At 54.8% G+C, this 20079-nt stretch carries 15 protein-coding genes; 11 read left to right on the top strand and 4 right to left on the bottom strand.

Annotated features, from left to right (window positions below; all coding sequences use genetic code 11):
- Positions 1-173: 173 nt before the first annotated feature.
- Positions 174-929 (bottom strand): RNA polymerase sigma factor, encoded by a 756-nt coding sequence (locus RB_RS18030; protein WP_007330213.1) that lies wholly within the window; start codon positions 927-929, stop codon positions 174-176.
- An 810-nt stretch (positions 930-1739) separates the two neighbouring features.
- Between RB_RS18030 and RB_RS18025 the strand changes: the two genes are divergently transcribed.
- Both RB_RS18025 and RB_RS18020 read left to right on the top strand, forming a co-directional pair.
- The gene (locus RB_RS18025) at positions 1740-2648 is read left to right on the top strand and encodes a ComF family protein (protein ID WP_011122014.1); all 909 of its coding nucleotides are present in this window, start codon (positions 1740-1742) and stop codon (positions 2646-2648) included.
- The gene (locus RB_RS18020) at positions 2645-3880 is read left to right on the top strand and encodes a DUF502 domain-containing protein (RefSeq protein ID WP_011122013.1); all 1236 of its coding nucleotides are present in this window, start codon (positions 2645-2647) and stop codon (positions 3878-3880) included. Before RB_RS18025 ends, RB_RS18020 begins: the two co-directional genes overlap by 4 nt.
- 35 nt (positions 3881-3915) lie before the next feature.
- On the opposite strand, the gene RB_RS18015 is transcribed toward RB_RS18020, so the two are convergent.
- Positions 3916-4410: a 6-pyruvoyl trahydropterin synthase family protein gene (locus RB_RS18015; protein ID WP_007330217.1), complete on the bottom strand. Its 495-nt coding sequence runs from the start codon at positions 4408-4410 to the stop codon at positions 3916-3918.
- 196 nt (positions 4411-4606) lie between these two features.
- On the opposite strand from RB_RS18015, the gene RB_RS18010 reads away from it, so the two are divergent.
- From RB_RS18010 to RB_RS17995, 4 genes are all read left to right on the top strand, one after another.
- On the top strand, positions 4607-5461 hold the full coding sequence (locus tag RB_RS18010) for a hypothetical protein (RefSeq protein WP_231845758.1): 855 nt from the start codon (positions 4607-4609) through the stop codon (positions 5459-5461).
- Between the two features lie 131 nt (positions 5462-5592).
- Positions 5593-6981 carry a Gfo/Idh/MocA family protein gene (locus tag RB_RS18005; protein WP_231845757.1) on the top strand — a complete coding sequence of 463 codons (1389 nt, stop codon included), beginning with the start codon at positions 5593-5595 and terminating at the stop codon, positions 6979-6981.
- Between the two features lie 184 nt (positions 6982-7165).
- Positions 7166-8089, top strand: coding sequence for a dihydrodipicolinate synthase family protein (locus tag RB_RS18000; RefSeq protein ID WP_164922178.1), 924 nt, complete (start codon positions 7166-7168; stop codon positions 8087-8089).
- Complete coding sequence (locus RB_RS17995) at positions 8086-9714, top strand: sodium:solute symporter (protein ID WP_011122008.1); 1629 nt, start codon at positions 8086-8088, stop codon at positions 9712-9714. The genes RB_RS18000 and RB_RS17995 overlap by 4 nt, the downstream gene beginning before the upstream one ends.
- On the opposite strand, the gene RB_RS17990 is transcribed toward RB_RS17995, so the two are convergent.
- Positions 9681-10376, bottom strand: coding sequence for a GntR family transcriptional regulator (locus RB_RS17990; RefSeq protein ID WP_011122007.1), 696 nt, complete (start codon positions 10374-10376; stop codon positions 9681-9683). The genes RB_RS17995 and RB_RS17990 overlap by 34 nt on opposite strands.
- Before the next feature lie 203 nt (positions 10377-10579).
- On the opposite strand from RB_RS17990, the gene RB_RS17985 reads away from it, so the two are divergent.
- The 5 genes from RB_RS17985 (at position 10580) to RB_RS17965 (ending at position 18755) form a co-directional block, all read left to right on the top strand.
- A complete protein-coding gene (locus tag RB_RS17985) occupies positions 10580-11935 on the top strand; it encodes a DUF3748 domain-containing protein (protein WP_011122006.1) in 1356 nt (451 codons plus the stop codon).
- Positions 11936-11989: 54 nt separating this feature from the next.
- Entirely contained in the window at positions 11990-14335 is a 2346-nt protein-coding gene (locus RB_RS17980) for an FG-GAP repeat domain-containing protein (RefSeq protein ID WP_231845754.1), read from the top strand.
- 165 nt (positions 14336-14500) lie between these two features.
- Positions 14501-16144, top strand: coding sequence for a ribulokinase (locus RB_RS17975; protein ID WP_164922177.1), 1644 nt, complete (start codon positions 14501-14503; stop codon positions 16142-16144).
- A gap of 20 nt (positions 16145-16164) precedes the next feature.
- The gene (locus RB_RS17970; protein WP_011122003.1) at positions 16165-17793 is read left to right on the top strand and encodes an L-fucose/L-arabinose isomerase family protein; all 1629 of its coding nucleotides are present in this window, start codon (positions 16165-16167) and stop codon (positions 17791-17793) included.
- Positions 17794-17927: 134 nt separating this feature from the next.
- Positions 17928-18755 (top strand): endonuclease/exonuclease/phosphatase family protein, encoded by an 828-nt coding sequence (locus RB_RS17965; protein ID WP_164922929.1) that lies wholly within the window; start codon positions 17928-17930, stop codon positions 18753-18755.
- An 86-nt stretch (positions 18756-18841) separates the two neighbouring features.
- On the opposite strand, the gene RB_RS17960 is transcribed toward RB_RS17965, so the two are convergent.
- The gene (locus RB_RS17960; protein ID WP_007329925.1) at positions 18842-19957 is read right to left on the bottom strand and encodes a Gfo/Idh/MocA family protein; all 1116 of its coding nucleotides are present in this window, start codon (positions 19955-19957) and stop codon (positions 18842-18844) included.
- Between the last annotated feature and the right edge of the window lie 122 nt (positions 19958-20079).

Below are 20079 nucleotides of genomic sequence, written 5' to 3'. Positions count from 1 at the left end.
CCAAGATTGAAACTGTTGACCATGGACTGAGTAGCCAGCCTCACCGCTCGCGCTTCGTTACGCGACACATAGGTTTATTACCCCAGAAGAGCGACGACCGTCGGTCGCCGCTCAATTGAAGTCTTTGGTTTCCATCGCACCACGCGGTGAAGCAAAGGAGTAAACGTTTCGCATCAAACCGCTTGAGCGATCAGGGTGGAATCACCGATCGAGTCATCCGACCGTTCACGAGCCGACGGCATCGGCAAGACGGCGGGGGATTCGTCGGCGCTGTTGTCCGCCGAATCCCCAAACGCCATTTCGTCTTGCAGTGTTTCTGCCAATCGGCGTCGCGCGGTGTGCAGACGCCGCTTGATCGTTCCGACTGGAGCGTCGAACGCATCGCTCATCTCGATCAACGATTGTCCATCGAGGTAGAACGCGTTGAGCGTTTGACGATCCAGACTTCCCAGACGTGCGATGCCACTTCGAACCGCCGCGGCTTGCTCGCGATCTTGAGCCACGTTGTCAGGCGTGATGTCATCCACGCAAGTTGCTTCCAGGGTTTCTGGATCGCACGCGGTGGCGGTTCGTTGCCGGCTGAATCGATTGATTGCCATCCGGTGAACGATTTGACGCAACCATCCGCCGAATGCTTCGGGCACGCGAAGTTGATCGAGCTTTTGCATCGCTTGGATGAAAACGTCTTGCGTCAATTCTTCGGCCTCGTGCACGTTGCGAACTCGGCTGATTGCCAATGCGACAATGACAGGACGATAGCGTTCGAACAAATCACCGAATGCCAATTGGTCTCCGCCTTGGGCGGCGATCACTAATTGGGCAACCGTTTGACCGGAAGCGGATGCGGAAGTCGAGTTGCGAACGATTGCGTTGCCGTCGCTAGGCGACACGGTGGTCGTGAAATCAGGGGTGATCTTCATGGTGTCCATCCTCCCGGAGTTCCGGGATTACTTTCCTGTTCAGGCCAGCCAATTGGCTGCCTGCTGAATTGTTTCAAACCAGTTGGAAAACCCGATCGGTGAATCAGCTCAATCGGCGAGCCCCGTGGACGGACGAGATTGCTTCGCTCAATGCAACAACGTTCTTGTCAGAAGTCTGGTTGAGAGACTTCCGCCATCGATTGGATCGATAGACGAAGATGCAGGCGAAGTTCTGATCCGAGCGGGGCGCTGCCGACGCGAAACGCGATGGGCGGCAAACGAAAAGTCGACGGCGTGACCCGAGGGTCAGTCGTGCCAGAGACTTTTCGCGGCGTGCTTCAGTTCAATGCGAGGAAAAGGCTGGGGCCTTATCGCATGGACCTGTGACACGTTTGGTCTGTGGCAAATGAAAACCGCCAGGGTTTTATTGCCGCAAAACTGGCTGCCAGAGGCTCCGGGGCGCTGGACCCCGGATAACCGAGGCCCTCCCACTGCAATGAGCAGGTATGGATGACGACGCACAGAGTCTCGGCAGCATTGGTACGCATGACATCCACGATGTGGGAAATGCGGACAACACGTTGAGTCGAGATCAGGTTACGCATCGAATCCTCCCTGCGCCGATTTTCTCGGTGCGGTGATGGAGCTCAAAAACGGAAAGTAAGGACACCGAATTCGTTACAATCACGAACCGGTCAAGGGAATCATGCCCGAGACCGACCGCTTCATGCAACGTCCCCGCCCGTACGGGGTGGTGATGTCGCTGACTGGTTAGAGGATTATTTCAGCAGAAGGTTCGCGGGAACACAAAGTTATTTTGTGAAAAGCTCTGACTTTTTGACCGAAAGTGTGCAAAACACCAGCGAATTGCTGGCTCCGCTGCTTTTTCCGCCCGTTTGCGTTCTTTGTGGTGAGCTGACGGGAATCGCATCCGGCCGCGATGGTTCAGCCAAGGTTCCGTTGGTCTCCCGGCGGCGCTTCGCATCCTTTTGTCGGCTGTGTGAAACCTCCTTGGTCCAGTCCGCCCCGTCGATGCAGGCTGCTTGCGTGCGATGTGCTTGGCCCGCGACGGGACATAGGCAAAGGTCTGCTAGCGAGGATTCAGGGCCAATCGATGACGCGGATAGCCAATTGGATGATCTGCCTTGCCAGGAGTGCGTTCGTCGTCAAACACCTTTTTCATTTGAGACCGCCACGGCGGTCTATCGTTATCACGAAGTCGTCCGGCATGCGATCATCGCGGCGAAATACCCTCGCAATACCGCGATTGCTCGCGAATTGGCCGTTCGATTAGCGGATCGCTACCGCGAGAACGCGGCGATTCAGGCGAGAACGGTTTCCGATGGATCGGAGTCGTCCCCCTTGGTCACTCACGTGGCGAGCCCGTTTTGGCGCCAATTTCGTCGGGGCGGTGTCGGGACAGGATCTCTGGCAAGCCGATTCGCTCGCGAGATGAATTTCTCGTTTGGATCGCTTTTAGAAACCACGCGTTCGGTGCAAAAACAGGCGTTGTTGGACGATGCAGCCCGTCGCGAAAACGTGCGGGGAGCCTTTCGAGTTCGTCGACGATGGAGAAAACGCTTGGCAGGCGAACATATTCTTTTGGTCGATGATGTGATGACAACCGGAGCGACCGCCGATGAAATCTCTCGGGTGTTGCTAGATGCTGGTGCCGCCCGAGTCGATCTGCTGGTTGTCGCTCGGGCGATTCGTGACGCACAAAAATGAAGCCAAACCCGTATCCATCCCTTTGGAATGGGACGGTTGGGCGGAGTTTGCGGGTTCGTGAATCGGCATTCCGTGTTAAAGTCTGTCGTGTGGTTGGACGCGGCGGCGGAAACAACGTCCCATTTCACGATGGCTTCTTCTCCATTCGGAGCGAAGTCCTTTTGGCGAGCGATCGTTCCACTGATATTCTCATCCGGTTTTCCCGCACGATGACTGAATCGACCGACACTCCTCTCGAAGTCCAAGCTGATGCATCCGCTCCACATAAAGGTGGGGCTCGCCGCGCGATTGTTCGCGGGTTGGGTGTCGTTCTGCCACCATTGTTGACGATCGTGGTTTTGATTTGGGCTTGGAATGCGATCGAAAATTACGTTTTGTTGCCGGTTGAAACTGGTATTCGACGCTTTGTTCTGATTCCGGCGGTCAGTGAAACGTACGATCGTCCACCCGAAGGCGCGATCATCAACGACGCACCCGAAGGCTCACTGAGTAAGCCGAATCAGCGTGGGTTTACCTACAAAGGGTTGTCGTACGTTCCCGATCCGACCGGCCGACGCTATCTGCCCGGGTATGTGGTTCAACGAGTTGATTCCGAGATCGATGCGTTTGGTCCGTATTCGGTTCCGCCGAACAGCGCGACGGCGTATTGGGACCGTTTCGTCCAGCTTCAGTACATGCCACGATCGGTGGTCGTTCCGGTCTTTTTGATCGTGTTCTTTGTGCTGCTGTATTTCCTGGGGCGTTTATTCACGGGCGGGATTGGTCGTTGGTTTGTGACGACTTTTGATGCCACGATTTTGCGGATCCCGATCGTCAACAAGGTCTACGGTAGCGTCAAACAAATCACCGATTTTGCCTTTGATGATCGACAAATCGAATTCAACCGTGTTGTCGCGATTCAGTATCCACGTGATGGTATTTGGTCGCTCGGGTTTGTAACCGGCAATGGCATGCGTGAGATTTCAGAGGCTGCTGGCGAACCAATGTTGAGCGTGTTGATGCCGACCAGTCCAATGCCAATGACTGGATTTACTGTCAGCGTTCGACGCAGCGAAGCGATCGATTTGAATTTGACAATCGATGAAGCATTGCAGTTCATCGTCAGCTGCGGTGTGGTCGTTCCTTCCACCCAGCGATATGACCTGCCTGGCGGCAAGGCACCCAAGCAGATCGTCGTGCCAGCGATTGGTGAATCGGTCTCCAGAGACGGTGCCACCTCACCGAGTGCCTGATGCGGCCGCATCAAAACGGTTGATCTGAGAAGCGATCATTCGTTCCAGGGCAATTTGCAAACGCCCCATTGGCCCGCGTTTTCGTCGACCGCCACTTCGATGGATGACAACGCTTTGCCGAATTGTTCCTTTGTTTGTTCGCGAACGTTTTCCGCAATCACGCGAGCAATTTCTTCGGCCGTGGTATTGATGACTGGCATGATGATGCAGTCTTCATTGGGGAACACCCAGCGGCGTTCGCGAAAACGTGCGGTTGTCTCCGTTTCGTCTTGCGTCACCAAGATTTCTTTGTGGTCACGCGGCAAAATCACGTGGTGATCGAGTGCTTGCGTTTGCTTTAGCACCGCATCTCGAAGAGCAATGAAGTCGACCACGTATCGATTTTCATCCAGTGGTCCTTCGACGCTGACGCGGACACCGTAGTTGTGCCCGTGGATACGTTCGCAGATGTCGCCCGCGAAAGTGATGAAGTGTGCGGCCGAAAAAATGAACTGCTCTTTGGAAACGTCGACGCGAAAAGTGGCTGACATGAATTGGCGACAATGAGAGTGGGGACGGACCAATGATTCGATGTCGCAATGATAGACGAGCGTCCAATCGAGGGCACCTGATCTGTCATTCTCGATTGCTCCGAAACCCGTGCCTGGTTTGCGCTGTGCTAACTTATCCCGGCAAGCTGTTGGTTGCAGTTTGCCGCTGGTCAGTGTTTTCGCGTGGATGGGTTGGATGGAAGCTTTGCTGGAATGGCTCTCCGAGATGGAGTGGCGACGTGTCTTTCCGGAATTGGTCGGCAAGGCCGCAGGCGTGCTGCTTGGTATTGCGATCAGCTGGTGGGTTTTGTTTCGCAAGCGATTGAAGTACTTGGACAGACTGCGTCGCGGCGATTCAGACGAGCTGCTGTTTCAAGCTCACTATTTGCTGCCCGTCGACGGTGATCAAGGACCGGACGGAACGGTGCAGTTGCTATTTCGCAATGTCGCTCCGCGGCGCACAATCGACGATGCCTATGACAATCCATCCGCCCGCGAAACGTTGAGACAATTGGCTCGCGCGACAACGTTGAATGCACCGATCGTTCCAACGGAGGGTCGTGTTGGCTTTGAGATTCTCAACGATGCCGCCAGTATTCTGACCGGTTGGCTTGCGACTTCGTCGATGCCGCGAAAGGTTTGGTTGTTCTGCATGACTTGCGAAGACCGAAACGTGGTTCGCAAGGAATGCATTCGATGCTTTCTGTTTCAGGAAGACGAGTTGCTTCGATTCGCCGATTGGAATTGGTGTCGCAAGCACGTTCGTGTGGAGCGTCCGTGGCATTGGTTGCGCGTTGTGACGCTGCACCGAATCGCTTGCTATCACCAGGATGAGCAGATTGCTTTGCCGGTCGCTTTGGATCGCAGCATTCCCTTCGTGGATGATCAGCGTCAGCATCGACGGGTCATGCGATTGGCGTTGGGGATTTGTGATTCGGAAGTGGCCACCAGCGAACCCTGCGAAGTTGATTGGGACGACAAAGAGCCCGTCCTTGTCCAGCGAGGCGTTTTAATGTCGTCGCCTACGCCTTCGTCACCACCAGCGGGGTAAGGGGCTTTCTGAGGGCCACAGGTGCTCAATTTACACATTACAATGTCAGCTCGTTCGGTTTCGGAGCATGCACGGCGGCGAAGGTGTTTGGTCCAGCCGATCTCAACGCAATTGTTCAACGAGGACCACCGATGAAACCTGCCCGCTCTGTTGTCTCGTCCGCTTCCGACCAAATTTCCAGTCCTGGTCAACCACCGCTGGGATCATCCATTGATCGCCGCCGGTGGATGCAGTGGACGGGGGCCACGCTGGGGTTAGCCGCCTCTTCACACGGGATCGTTTCTTCGGCCAAAGCGGCCGAGAACATCGACCCCAATCGACCATTGAACTTGGCGGTCATCGGAGTCGCCAATCGTGGTTCAGCCAACTTGGCCGGAGTGCAATCGCAAAACCTAACCGCACTTTGTGATGTTGACGAAAACTACTTGAAGGATGCCGGCAAACGTTTTCCGAAAGCAAAGTTGTATCGCGACTATCGCGAGATGCTGCGAGAGGAAAACGATTTAGATGGTGTGGTGATCAGCACGCCGGATCACCATCACGCACCCGCCACGATTCGTGCGATTGAAAAAGGGTTGCACGTGTATTGCGAGAAACCTTTGACTCATACCGTTGCCGAAGCACGTGCCATTCGAATGGCAGCTAAGGAAGCTGGCGTCGTGACTCAGATGGGAACGCAGATTCACGCTGGTGCAAACTATCGCCGTGTCGTGGAGATGATTCAGGATGGTGTGATTGGTAACGTCACCCGAGTTCACGTGTGGGTTGGGAAAGGCTGGGGCGCGACCGAGTTGCCAGAGCCTCAGGGCGAAGCACCGTCCAATGTTGATTGGGATCTCTGGCTCGGCCCCGCACCCAAGATCGCCTACACGCCGGGTTTGCATCCCGCCTCGTGGCGTCGTTATCGTGCGTATGGTGCTGGCACACTCGGTGACATGGGATGTCACTATGTTGATTTGCCGTTTTGGGCACTGGGTTTGCATTTGCCATCCAGCATCGTTGCGGATGGACCGCCGCCTTCGGATGACTATTGCCCAACCGGATTGAAGGTTCGCTATCACTTTGACGCGACCGACAAGCACGACGAGTTGGATCTGACTTGGTATGACGGCGATCGATCACCCAAAGAACTCGAAGGCATTTCGGTGCCCGGCAGCGGCGTGTTGTTTGTGGGCGACAAAGGAATGATGATCGCAACGTATGGCGATTACACGCTGCTACCCAAAGACAAATTCGCGGACTTCAAGCCGGCCGCACCACGCATCGCCGACTCGATCGGGCATCACATGGAATGGATGCAAGCGATTCGCGGTCAGGGCACGCCGCTTTGCCAATTTGATTACTCCGGGCCATTGACCGAAACCGTTCTGCTCGGAACGGTCGCACATCAGTGCGGTCGCGAATTGAAGTTCAACGCTTCCGAAATGGTTTGTACCGGGGACGAACAGGCCACTTCGCTATTGAGCAAAAATTATCGCGAGGGATGGTCGGTGGATGCGGCCGCCGCCGCGAACGTTTAGGCTATCGTCCCTCTTCGCGGATCGGGCCTTTTCGATTCGCAAGAAAGTCATCGGTGAGCGGTCGTTCGATACTGGACGATCGATCACCGTTTGAGCCTTGTGCCTCGCCCCTCCCCACCTCCCACCTATTTTCGTCTGTCCCCACTAGATGAAATCTTCCTCCCCCATAGCCGACGCTCGCGATATGTCCCGTCTGTTCACTGCAGGCAATCGCTTGCAAGGCATCGTGCCTCCATTGATCACTCCTTTGCGTGCTCGTGACGAGCTTGACCAAGAGGGTTGGGAGCGTTTGATCGAGCACGTCATCGACGGTGGCGTTTCAGGAATCTTCATTCTCGGAACGACGGGTGAGGCGCCCAGTTTGAGTTACCGATTGCGCCGTGAGTTGATCACCGCCACAACTCACTTGGTCGCGAAACGCGTTCCCGTGTTGGTCGGAGTGACGGACACGGCATTTGTTGAATCGGTATCGATCGCCCATCATGCCGCCGATGCGGGAGCGGACGCAGCGGTCCTGACGACGCCCTATTATTTTCCGGCAGGACAAACGGAGCTGACCGCTTACGTCCAGAACATCGCACCGGAAATTCCGTTGCCGTTGATGCTGTACAACATGCCGGGTTTGACCAAGGTTTGGTTTGAAATCGAAACTCTGAAGACGCTTTCTGAGATCCAATCGATCGTGGGTGTCAAAGATAGCAGCGGTGACCTGGACTACTTCCGCCGTTTGTGCGATTTGCGAAATGAGGTGCGAGAGGATTGGTCAATCTTGATCGGTCCCGAGGCCATGTTGCCGGAAGCTCATCAGTTGGGTGGCGACGGAGGAGTGGCCGGCGGCGCCAACGTGATGACGCGTTGCTTTGTCGATTGCTACGAAGGCTTGACGGCGAACGACTCAGCGAAAACGGAAGCTGCTATTTCGAAGATTCGTCGTTTCCAAGACATCTACGATGTGGGCAAGTATGCATCTCGTCACATCAAGGCGACCAAATGTGCCGCGTCGTTGCTAGGAATTTGCAGCGACCTTCCTGCGGATCCTTTTCACCGGTTCTTTGAACCTGAGCGGGAGAGAGTGGCTGCGATTCTTCGTGATCTGGACATTCTATGATTGCGGCGATGGCATTCACCGGCTTGGACTATGCCGTCCTAGTCGGTTACTTCATCGCGATCATGGCGATTGGGTTTTACTTCTGGGCGCGTAACCGTTCCGCTGATGATTTCACTGCTGGTGGTCGGTCGCTTCCGGGGTGGTTGTGTGGGTTGTCCATCTTCGCGACTTATCTCAGCAGCATCAGTTATCTGGCGCTGCCTGGCAAAGCGTTTGTCGACAATTGGAACGCGTTCATGTATTCGCTGGCGATCCCCGTTGCCGCTGCGATTGCGGTGCGATGGTTTCTGCCGCTCTACCGAAGCAGCGGCGAGGTGTCAGCGTACTCCTTGCTGGAACGCCGCTTTGGACTCTGGGCTCGTTTGTTTGCCAGTGGATTCTATTTGCTGTATCAGATCGCTCGCATCGGCGTTGTGATGTACTTGATGGCACTGCCAATGGCGGTGTTGTTCGGTTGGGACATTCGAGTGGTCATCCTGTGCACCGGAGTCGTGGTCACGGTGTACTCGTTTGTCGGCGGGATCGTCGCCGTGATTTGGGCCGACGCAATCCAAGCAATTGTGTTGTTGGCGGGGGCCTTGTTGGCACTGGCGATTCTGTTGATGGGGATGCCGGGTGGTCCAGCGGAAGTTTTGGCGGTGGCAAACGAGAACGAGAAGTTTTCGCTCGGAGACAGTTCCTTCCTCATTTTGTCAAAGCCAACGATTTGGGTTGTGTTGGCGTTCGGTTTGTTTGACAACCTTCGCAATTTTGGCGTCGATCAGAGCTATGTCCAACGCTACATCGCTTCCAGTTCTGACAAAGAAGCGGCTAAGAGTGTTTGGGTCGGGGCTTTGTTGTATGTGCCGGTCAGCGCGTTGTTCCTTTTCATTGGATCGTCGTTGTATGCGTACTACGAAGGCCATCCGCAGGACCTCGCCGAGGTGCGAACGATTGTGGCCGAGCAAAAGTTGATGCAGGACGGTGTGAGCAAAGAGGATGCTGATTATTCAACCCTTTTGTTGGAAACTTCGTCCAAGCTGAAAGATGAAGATTTGGGCGATCGGGTGTTCCCGCATTTCATCGCGGCAAATCTTCCGCAAGGTGTTCGAGGCTTGTTGATCGCCGCCGTGTTTGCTGCTGCGATGAGCACGGTGTCCACTTCGTTGAACTCATCGGCGACGCTGGTGATGAGCGACTTTTACAAGCGTCTGTTTCGCCAGGACTCAACGGATGCCCAGCACGTGGGGGTGCTGAGGATGTCGACGGTTGCTTGGGGAGCGATGGGGACGGCGATGGCTCTTGCGCTGGTGCGTCTGACCGACAGCACGCTTGATGTCTGGTGGACATTGTCCGGTGTCTTAGGAGCCGGAATCGTCGGGCTGTTTTTGCTAGGGGTCACCGTGCCTCGCTTGCACGGCGGGCCGGCCATTACCGCATTCGCGATAGGTGGAGTGGCAATCGCGTGGATGACCATTTCTCAAACCAATGCTTGGCCCGAAGGTTGGGAAAGATGTGCCAACCCGATGGACAAGCTGATGACAATCGTCGTCGGCCCATGCTTGATGATCGCAATCGGATCAATCTTTGCTGCCACGGGATTGGTTGGCGATCAAACTTCGCGAAAAGATTGGAGCGAAAGTTGAAGACCCTTCAGGATGTGGTTCGACGCTGCTTCGTGCGCCGCTTCGGCATTCCCGTTCTGAATGGCCGTGAAGATCTTTTCGTGTTCGTTGCAGGTGTTCTCCATCACGTCGGCACCTTGGCGATGCATCCAAATACCAAACACTCGAGTCAAAATGTTGGACTGGGTAGACGTCCGGACGAGCGTGTGGTTACCGGTCGCTTCGACGATTCGCAGGTGGAAGTTGTGATCCGCCTGATTGAATTGGTAAGCGATCTCTTGGCTTTCTTCCGGCGAATTGGTTTGCTTCTGACGCTCGACCAACTCCCGCATCGTGTTGTATTCCTTTGCAATCAGCTGAATATCTTCCGACGTCGAACGTTCGGAAGCACGTGCCGATGCGAAGGGTTCAATCAGGTTGCGGACCTCGTAAAGTTCCTGCACCTCAGGTTCGTTGATCGAGCGAACGACCGCGCCAATTTGCGGAACCAGCTCAACCATGCCTTCGGTCGCCAATTGACCCGCGGCTTCGCGAACGGGAGTAGCGGACACGCCGATTTCTTTCCCGATCGGACCATACAGCAATCTGGTGCCGGGCTTGAATTCGCCCGAGATCAGTTTTTGACGCAGGTGATGATAGGCACGGCTAGCGTGCGTTTCGACTTGGTGACGCCCTGGAGTCATTGTCGTGAAGTGGGTGTGGGGAGGGACGAGATGGATCCGGGGCCGATGAGTTGGAACACAATCGGGGAACTCATTCTACCAGTGACGCAACATCGGTCCTATGCGTCTATAGATGCGGACGCCCAAACGCATTACTGCGAAGTCTATGCACTCAGGGTGTCGCAGGACGATGCAATCGGCTTCTCTTCCATCTGCTTTCAATCGTGGGTGGCGGCATGACGCGTCAGCTTACCCGGCAAAGGCAGCAACATCATCTCACCAATACAGGTATTTGGTCTTGGGACGGGAACTGGATTTATTACGACATCCGTAGCGACACAAACGGTTCGGTTTTTGATGGAACGCGAATCGAACGTGTGCACACTGGGTCGGGCGAAGTGGAAGTGGTTTACCAAGCTCAACGTGGCGTGTGTGTTGGTGTTGTGACGGCCAGTCCCGTCGAAAACAAAATCGCGTTTATACATGGACCGGAAGACCCAACCGCGGACTGGAGCTACTGCGCCTATCATCGACATGGCGTTTGTATGCGTCCGGGGCAAGATACCCAGGTTCAGCATCTCGATGCTCGGGATGTTGTGGATCCCTTCACTCCTGGAGCACTTCGTGGCGGGAGTCATGTTCACGTGTTTGATCAAAAAGGTGAGTGGGTCAGCTTCACCTACGAAGACCATGTGTTGGCGATGAACCCGGAAAACGGGCAATCCAACCAACGAAACGTGGGCGTCTCTATCCCAAACAACACTGTCACCGTGCCGAAGACTCATCGTCGCAATCACGATGGGGATTGCTTCAGCGTCGTTGTGACTCAAACGCACGACGATCCGAAAATTGGTACGGACCAAATTTGCAAAGCCTACGAAGATGCTTGGATCGGAAGTAAAGCTTGCGATCAGCCAGTTGGAGTTGGGCAGAGTAGGGCATTGGCATTCATCGGTGATGTGTCGGTCGACGGCTCACCGAGCGGTGATGAAGCAAGTCGAGCTTCATCGAGGAAGCAAACCAAAACAGTGCCAGAATTGTTTGTGGTGGAGTTGCCCGCGAATTGCATGATTGCCGGATCGGAACCATTGCAAGGCACTGCCCATTCACGACCTGCGCCGCCTGCCGGAACGGTTCAGCGGCGATTGACTCGAACCACGGATCGAGCGTATCCGGGTTTGGCAACGGATGTTCGTCATTGGCCGCGAAGTAAACCTGACGGAAGCAAAATTGTCTTCCTGATGCGAGACGACAACGGAGTGGTACAGCTTTGGTCGATTTCGCCAAACGGAGGATCGCCTCAGCAAGTTTCTTTTGGAAGCGAAACCGTTGGTTCCGCGTTTTCCATTCATCCGAGCGGTGATCTGGTTGCTTGTGTGATTGGCAACTCCATTTGCGAAGTCAGTTTGGATGACGGAAGCGTAGAGATAGTGGCAGAACAAAATGATCGGCTTGTTTGCCTTCCGTTTGCGGTGGTTTATTCACCAGACGGAAACGAAATCGCATTCGGTGGAGCGGTGGAAGATGGTGCGGCAACATTCAATCAGATTTTCATGACGGAATCGAAACATTCAAAGTGACATAATCAAAGACAAGTGTTCAATAAAAGCAACCTGATGAGAGAGAAAGCAACCATGAGAATTCACAGACGGTCGTTGAAACCGATTGCGTTGGCTGTCGGATTGCTAGCCACGTTGACGTTCCAGTCTGGTCAAAGAGTGAGTGCGCAGGACAATCCAAAGTTGGTGCCACTGAACTACAACTATCCGGGGTTAGAAGTGGACTTGGGTGTGGGGCTCTGGGCTTATCCTTTGCCAATGGACTATGACGGCGACGGCGATTTGGACTTGTTGGTTGGCTGTCCGGACAAACCTTCGAACGGAACGTATTACTTCGAAAATACAACTCAGGACCCGAGCGTCAAAATGCCGGTCTTCGAAGCACCGGTTCGTCTCGGCCGCGCGTTCCACAATATGTTGGCGAGTGAAGTCAACGGCGAGGCCAGAGTGTTGATTCCTGGTAAGTACTTTGCACAGGATCCCTCGACGGGAAAATTCGACTTCGACAAACCGACAGGGATTTCTGCTCCTGGGAAACCGTTGACCACGCCGGGAGCTCGAATTCGCGGCAACATGTGGCGGTATGTGGACTATGACGGCGACGGTGATCACGACTTGGTCGCCGGTGTTGGAGATTGGGCTGACCTGGGGTGGGACCACGCTTACGACGAGAACGGCACTTGGCAAAACGGTCCATTGCACGGCTACTTGTTTTTGATGACGAACTCGGGCAATGACTCCGCCCCAAATTACAAAAAGCCGGAGATGATTTCTGCGGGTGACAGCGTGATTGATGTCTACGGGTGGCCGTGTGCTAGTTTTGTTGACTTCGATGGAGACAAGGATCTCGACATTGTTGTCGGTAACTTCTTGGACTATTTCACTTACTTCGAAAACGTTGGCTCACGTAAAGAGCCTCGGTATCAATCAGGCAAAGAGCTTCAAAACGTTGATGGCGAACGTCTGACAATGCATTTGCAGATGATTACCCCGACCGCGATTGATTGGGACCGTGATGGTGATGCGGACTTGATCGTGGGCGATGAAGACGGCCGCGTTGCGTTGATCGAAAACACGGGTGAGCTGCGCGATGGACAACCCGTGTTTCAAAATCCGGTTTACTTCCGGCAAAAAGCTGACACGTTGAAATTCGGTGCGCTTGCAACACCGTACGTGTCCGACTGGGACCAAGACGGCGACGATGACATTGTTTGTGGTAATACCGCAGGCAACATCGGTTGGTTTGAAAATCTCGGACAAGGAGCCGATGGATTGCCCAAGTGGGCTGAACCAGTGTTGTTGAATGTTCGCAATGCGGACGGAACGGAAGAGCCGTTTCGAATCTTGGCGGGCGAGAATGGTTCGATTCAAGGGCCATGCGAAGCCAAGTGGGGCTACACCACATTGTCGCTCGCCGATTGGGATGGCGATGGGGATGATGACATCGTTTACAACTCAATCTTGGCAGAGGTTGGAGTGTTGCTCAATGAATCAGGCACCTTGGTTGAACACGAATTGAAATCGGCTCCGGTCGAGAATCCACCGGCTTGGTACCCCTGGAAGTCCGCCACGAATAATTCCTTGACGCAGTGGCGGACGACTCCGGTCGCGGTCGATTTCGACGGCGACGAAACACTTGATTTGGTGTTGATGGATCAAGAAGGCTATCTAACACTTCGTCGTTCAGCGGGAGAAGCCGAGCGATTGTTTGTTGATGAGTCTGGTCAGCCAATCCGTTTGGCTGCTGGAACCGCCGGGCGTTCCGGACGTGTGAAGCTCGCCGTTGGCGATTGGGATTCAGATGGACGATTGGACATATTGATCAATTCCGAAAACGTCACTTGGTACCGCAACGTCGCCGATCAAGACGGCAAGGTGGTTCTTAAACGCATCGGCAACTTGGCTCGGCGCAATGTCGCGGGGCATACCGCCAGCCCCGCGGTTTGTGACTTCAATCGAGACGGGAAATTGGATCTGATCGTTGGTAGCGAAAACGGCCGGATCTATCACATTTTTCATGATGATTGCATTTCGTTTTCAGAAGCCGACTTGGCCGCGGATGTCCAGTTTCAGCGTGCGTCGCCAGCGAAACCCGTTGATCCGGAGGTGGACCGGGATGATGCAATCACTTTCGATTCGACGCGGGGACGCATCGCGGCCTGGATTGAACCGGGAACGGATGCGACAAAGTCCGACGTCGTGCGATACCGCTATCATGACGGTACTAAATGGTCGGGACCGATCACCGTTTTGTGGGAACAATCTAAGCCTGGAAAGGTGGACTGTTCCAAATTGCGGTTCGATGACAGCAGCGAAGATGAACGGATCGAGCTGAAGTTTGAAGCACACGTCGATGGTGCGTCGGAAACGGTATCAAAGATCAGTTACGATCGTGGTCGTTCCTTTCGCGATGCCCAGTGATCGCCTTCAGCGGTGACAGTGGTGCTTGACCGATGACGCTGGGGCTCACGTTCTGAGCTCACTCGGCAATCGGTTTCGTCACTTCACCTCGATCGGGAGATAGGTGTTAGTCACTTGTTTTCCTCGCATTCGTTACTCCTTGTTTTAAAAGACTTCATACGATCCATGTCCATCATCGCTCTAGGTCTCGATTTCGGAACGGAGTCCGTGCGTGCCATCTTGGTGGACGCCGATGGTCGCGAGGTTGGGTCCGCGGTCAGTTCGTTTGAACATGGCCAGATGCTTGATACTTTGCCCGGCAGCGAGACGCCGTTGCCGGATCGGTATGCACTGCAATGTCCGGCCGATTGGATTGAGTCGGCGGCAGTGGCCACCAAGGAGGCGTTGACGTCTGCTGGTATGGTTGGCGACGAGGTTGTTGGCATCGGCGTGGACTTCACCAGTTGCACAATGTTGCCCACCCAACGCAACGGCACTCCGCTTTGCGAATTGGACGGTTGGAAGTCGAGACCATTGGCTTGGCCAAAGCTATGGAAGCATCACGGTGCTTTGGAACAAGCCGATCGAATGACGGCCATCGCGAAAGAGCGAGGGGAGTCATTCTTGAAACGATATGGTGGTGTGATCGGATTGGAATGGTTCTTTCCCAAGATGCTTGAAACGATTGAATGTGATCGTGATGTGGCCGAAGCGGCCGAGGTGTGGTTGGAAGCGGGGGACTGGTTTGTTTGGCAACTTGTCGGCGGCGATTGTCATGCACTCGTTCGTTCGACTTGCCAAGCCGGCTACAAGGCGATGTGGTCGGCTGATGAAGGCTACCCGTCGCAAGATTACTTTCAGGCCGTCCATCCGAAGCTCGCCGAAGCGGTTGCCAATCGGATGCCCGGCGAAATGCGTTCACCGGGACAGGTCGCGGGTCACTTGACCGAAAAGATGGCAATGCGTTTTGGATTGCCAGCGGGCGTTCCCGTCTCGGCAGCAATCATTGATGCGCACTCGGGCGTGCCCGGTGTCGGCGCCGCTGAACCCGGTGCTTTGGTGATGGTGTTGGGGACCAGCAGTTGTCACATGCTCAACGCCACCAAGATGGTGGACATTCCCGGAGTAGCCGGCGTCGTCGAGGGTGGGATCTTGCCTGGGTTGTTTGGTTATGAAACGGGCCAGGCTGCCGTCGGTGATGCTTTCGCTTGGTTGCTGAAATTACTGAACCGCGACTCGTTCGATGATTTGGCCAAAGAGGCGATGGCTTTGCCTCCCGGTGCCGCGGGCGTCACGTGCTTGGATTGGCTAAACGGTTGTCGAACACCATTGATGGACGGTGCGGTTCGCGGTGCCTTCACAGGACTGGGAATGCAGCACGGTCCCGCTCATCTTTACCTCGCATTGATGGAAGCGTCCGCGTTCGGGGTGCGTTGGATCACCGAGCTGCTGCGTCATGGTTCCGCTGATCACTCGGCATCCGGTTCGGATGAAAGCGGTGTTCCGATCGATCGTTTGATCGCCACGGGTGGGTTGCCGCATCACAATCGGGCGTTCGTGGAGGTGTATGCAGACGTGTTGGGAATGCCCATCGAAATCCATCCCTCCACGCAAGGGCCTGCGGTCGGGGCCGCTGTCTTGGGAATGGTCGCCGCCGGGCCGGAGAAGACGCCATTTTCCAGTATTGCTGAAGCGGCGTCCGCGATGGCGGCGGTGCCCGAGGATCAACGTGACCTGATCATGCCTCGACCAGAGCGAACGCGTGCTTACGAATCGCTTTATGATCGCTATCGTCAATTGGCCGACGCGGTCGCACAGCAACGAATTTAATTCACTTTTCTACTACTTCATTGGCTGACGAGAAGATGCCTCAAACGATCACATTGATTGCCTCCGGAGACCTGCGAGATTCCGCGAACCAAGTTTGTTGGGAGGCCCAAAAGGACATGGAGTCGCGATTGATCGCGGCGATTGAATCGTTAGGACACCGTGTCGTTCGCGGTCATCAGTTCGATGAAGCACGCGGCCACGGTTTCATCCGTTCCCAGCGTCAAGGGATGGATGTGTTTCGTGATATTGACCCTGACGCTCCGCTCATTGTTGCTGAAGCGGTGTGGCAATATTCACATCACGTTTTGGCCGGTTTGACGACGCACCGTGGTTCCATTTTGACGGTGGCGAATTGGTCCGGCCAGTGGCCTGGTTTGGTGGGATTGTTGAATCTCAACGGTTCGTTGACCAAAGCCGGAGTGCAGTACAGTTCGCTGTGGAGCAAAGAATTCGCCGACGCCGTGTTCTTGGATAAACTGAAAAGTTGGTTGGACACCGGGTCCGTCGCTCACGAAATGAGTCACGTGACTCCATATGAAATCACCAGTTGCGACGCCAACACGCGAGCATTGGCGTTGCAGATTGCGGAAACGTTGCAGCGTGAGAAGGCCATCTTGGGTGTCTTCGATGAAGGATGCATGGGTATGTTCAACGCCATCATTCCTGATCATCTTTTGCACGCGACTGGCGTTTTCAAGGAGCGACTCAGCCAATCGGCACTCTACTTCGAATCTCAGCAAGTGAGTGATGAGGAGGCGCAGTCGGTACGCGACTGGTTGGACCAAGCGGGAATGAAATTTCACACCGGCACCAACCACGAGACCGATCTCACCGACGATCAGATTCTTGGGCAATGTCGGGTTTACATCGCAGCGATGCGAATCGCAGATGACTTTGGCTGCGACGCGATTGGGATTCAGTACCAACAAGGATTGAAAGATCTGTTGCCCGCAAGCGACTTGGTCGAAGGCATGCTCAACGACTCCGTTCGTCCCCCGGTCTTTTCTCGCGACGGTTCGCGTGAGTTGTATGCGGGAGGTCCCCTGACGCACTTCAACGAAGTCGATGAGTGTGCGGGTTTGGATGGATTGATTACCAACCGAGTCCATTCCGCTTTGGGGCAACCGGTCGAGAATACATTGCATGATTTGCGATGGTCAGATCGCGACGCGAGCGGCACGACCGCTGAAGAGGTTTGGGTGCTGGAAATCAGCGGTGCGGTCCCGGCTTCCCACTTTGAAAACGGTTGGGCGGATGCTGAAGGTTTCCGGCAACCGCCGATGTACTTTCCATCGGGCGGCAGCACGATCCGAGGTATTTCCAAGCCAGGCGAAGTGGTTTGGTCGCGGATCTTTGTGGCGGATGATCGGTTGCACATGGATTTAGGACGCGCGACCTCGATCGAATTGCCAGCCGAAGAAACGCAGCGACGCTGGGATGCTACGACCCCACAGTGGCCCATCATGCACGCGGTTCTTCATGGGGTTTCGCGAGACGAAATGATGGCGCGTCACAAGGCCAACCACATTCAAGTTGCTTACGCGAAATCAGCGGACGAAGCGGACTTGGCCATGCGAGCCAAAGCGTTGGTCGCCAATCAGTTGGGCATGGTCGTCAACTACTGCGGCGTGCGTCCCGATGCTCCTTGAGTCAACACACAGCAATTGGTTCCATTCGCGAGCATCCATCCAGGGGCATCCTGGGTAACCGGAGAAACAAAATGACTTTGAGACAATTCGCTTCCGCAACAAATCCAGCTTTGTGGCTTGCCTTCGTTTGCGGCATGCTCCTGTTCGGCGGTATTGGTGCAAGGACGGTCGTTGCCGATGAATCTTTCACCGCGATGACCTACAACATTCGTTACTTAAACACACACGACCGGCAAGATCTCTGGTCGATGCGACGATCCAAGGTCATTGAAACGATTGCGTCCGCGGACGTGGTAGGACTGCAGGAAGTCACGGTGCAGCAATTACACGACATTCAAGAAGGCACACCCGAGTGGACTTGGTATGGCGTCGGGCGAGACGATGGAAAGGAAGGTGGTGAATTCGCTCCTATCGGATACCGACATGATCGATTCGAAGCGATGGACCACGGGACGCTTTGGTTGTCAGAGACACCCACCGTGGTCGGTTCGAAAGGTTGGGACGCAGCCTTGCCTCGGACGATGACTTGGATGGTGCTGCGTCGCAAATTGGATCGAGCTGAGTTTCTGGTTATCAATTCTCATTTCGATCACCGAGGCCAAAATGCTCGTGAGCAATCTGGTCGCTTGGTTGCCGCAGAAGTTGATCAACGAGCGACGGATTTGCCCGTGATTGTGATGGGCGATTTCAATGCGATGCCAGATTCGGCTCCGCTGAAGGCATTGCAATCCGGTGAAAAGGTGAAGTTACTGGATGCCCGAGACGAGGTGGATGGAAAACCCACGGGCCCGACCGGAACTTGGAATGGATTCAAAGCCATTCAGCCTGATCGGCGAATCGATCACGTCTTGGTCAATGACCGAGTTGTGGTCCAAGAATACCGAACACTGGATCCTCGAACGGAAGCCGGCCGCTACGCGAGCGATCACTTGCCGATCGCGATCCGGATTGATCTGAAGTAGGACGGATTCCTCGATGATCACGTTGCAAAAAATAAGCCCGTTCGAGAAGAGCGGGCTTGATGAAGTTTGGAGCTTTTTGCAGCGGATTAGCTGAAGTCGGGAAGGCGAACCAGTTCGCCGCCCTTCATCGCTGATTGATGAGCGCACAAACCGGTGCAGGTCCAGTTCGCAGCCGTGGGAGCGTTGGGCCATGGATCGCGATCTTCTTTCACTGCCGACACAAATTCGTGCACCATGTGTGGGTGCGATCCGCCGTGTCCGCCGCCTTGGACGAATGACAGGTGATCGGCATCATGAATTTCGGCTGGCAAGGTGAAACGCTGAATTGGTTCTGGCAGCAAGTGTGCGAAGTCAGGGATCTCGATCTTTTCTGGGATCTCGTGTTCAGGTTTCTTTGCCGTGTGCAGCACGTGCGGTTCGTTTTCAATGAGTGTCCACTCGAAGCTGCGTTTCGTTCCGTAAACGTCAAAGCTCTCACGGTATTGTCGAGCCACGTCGTGAAGGAAACGCCAGATGTGTGCCGTGATGTCGCTGTCTTTTAGTTTGATGTGACAGCTTTGAACGGCGAACGGGCTGCCTGATTTCTTGGCGATCTCCTCGCGAACGGTGCCCGATCCGAAGCAACTGACCGATTCTGCCAAAGCGTTTGTCAGACCCAAGCAGGGGCTGACAACGTGCGTGGCGTAGTGCATTGGGATCATCTCTTCCCAGTAGCTCGGCCAGCCTTCCATGTCTTGTGGGTGCGATGCGGCAAGGTGCTGGATCTTTCCCAGTTCGCCTTTTTCGTACATGTCCTTGATGAACAAAAATTCGCGGCTGTAAACGACGGTTTCCGCCATCATGTATTTTAAGCCGGTCTCTTTGACCTTGTCGCAAATTTGCTGGCACTCTTCGATAGTCGTTGCCATCGGCACGGTGCACATCACGTGTTTGCCGGCATCGAGTGCCTTCAGTGACATCCAAGCATGATCAGCGATGGGACTGTTGATGTGCACGCACTCGACTTCTGGGTCAGCCAACACGGCGTCGAAGTCGGTGTAGCGTCGGTCGATGCCAAATTGATCGCCAGCCTTGTTCAGTTCCGTTTCGTTGCGCCGGCAAATCGCCACGACGTCAGCGTCCGGGTGAGCTTGATAGATCGAAATGAACTCCGACCCGAAGCCCAAGCCGACCATTGCCATCTTCACTTTGCCATCACTCATCGAAACGTTTTTCCTTTGCCGTCGAATCTTTCTGGGGACCTGATTTCGACCGTCAGTATAAAGCCACCGAAATTGGATTCTATGTGAAATAAAGAATCGCGTGTGTGTTATTTGACGAGTGC

Source organism: Rhodopirellula baltica SH 1, from assembly GCF_000196115.1.
GTDB classification, from domain to species: Bacteria; Planctomycetota; Planctomycetia; order Pirellulales; family Pirellulaceae; genus Rhodopirellula; species Rhodopirellula baltica.
Note: the sequence above shows the minus strand (reverse complement) of the source record. Positions and strands in the feature narration are given on the sequence as shown.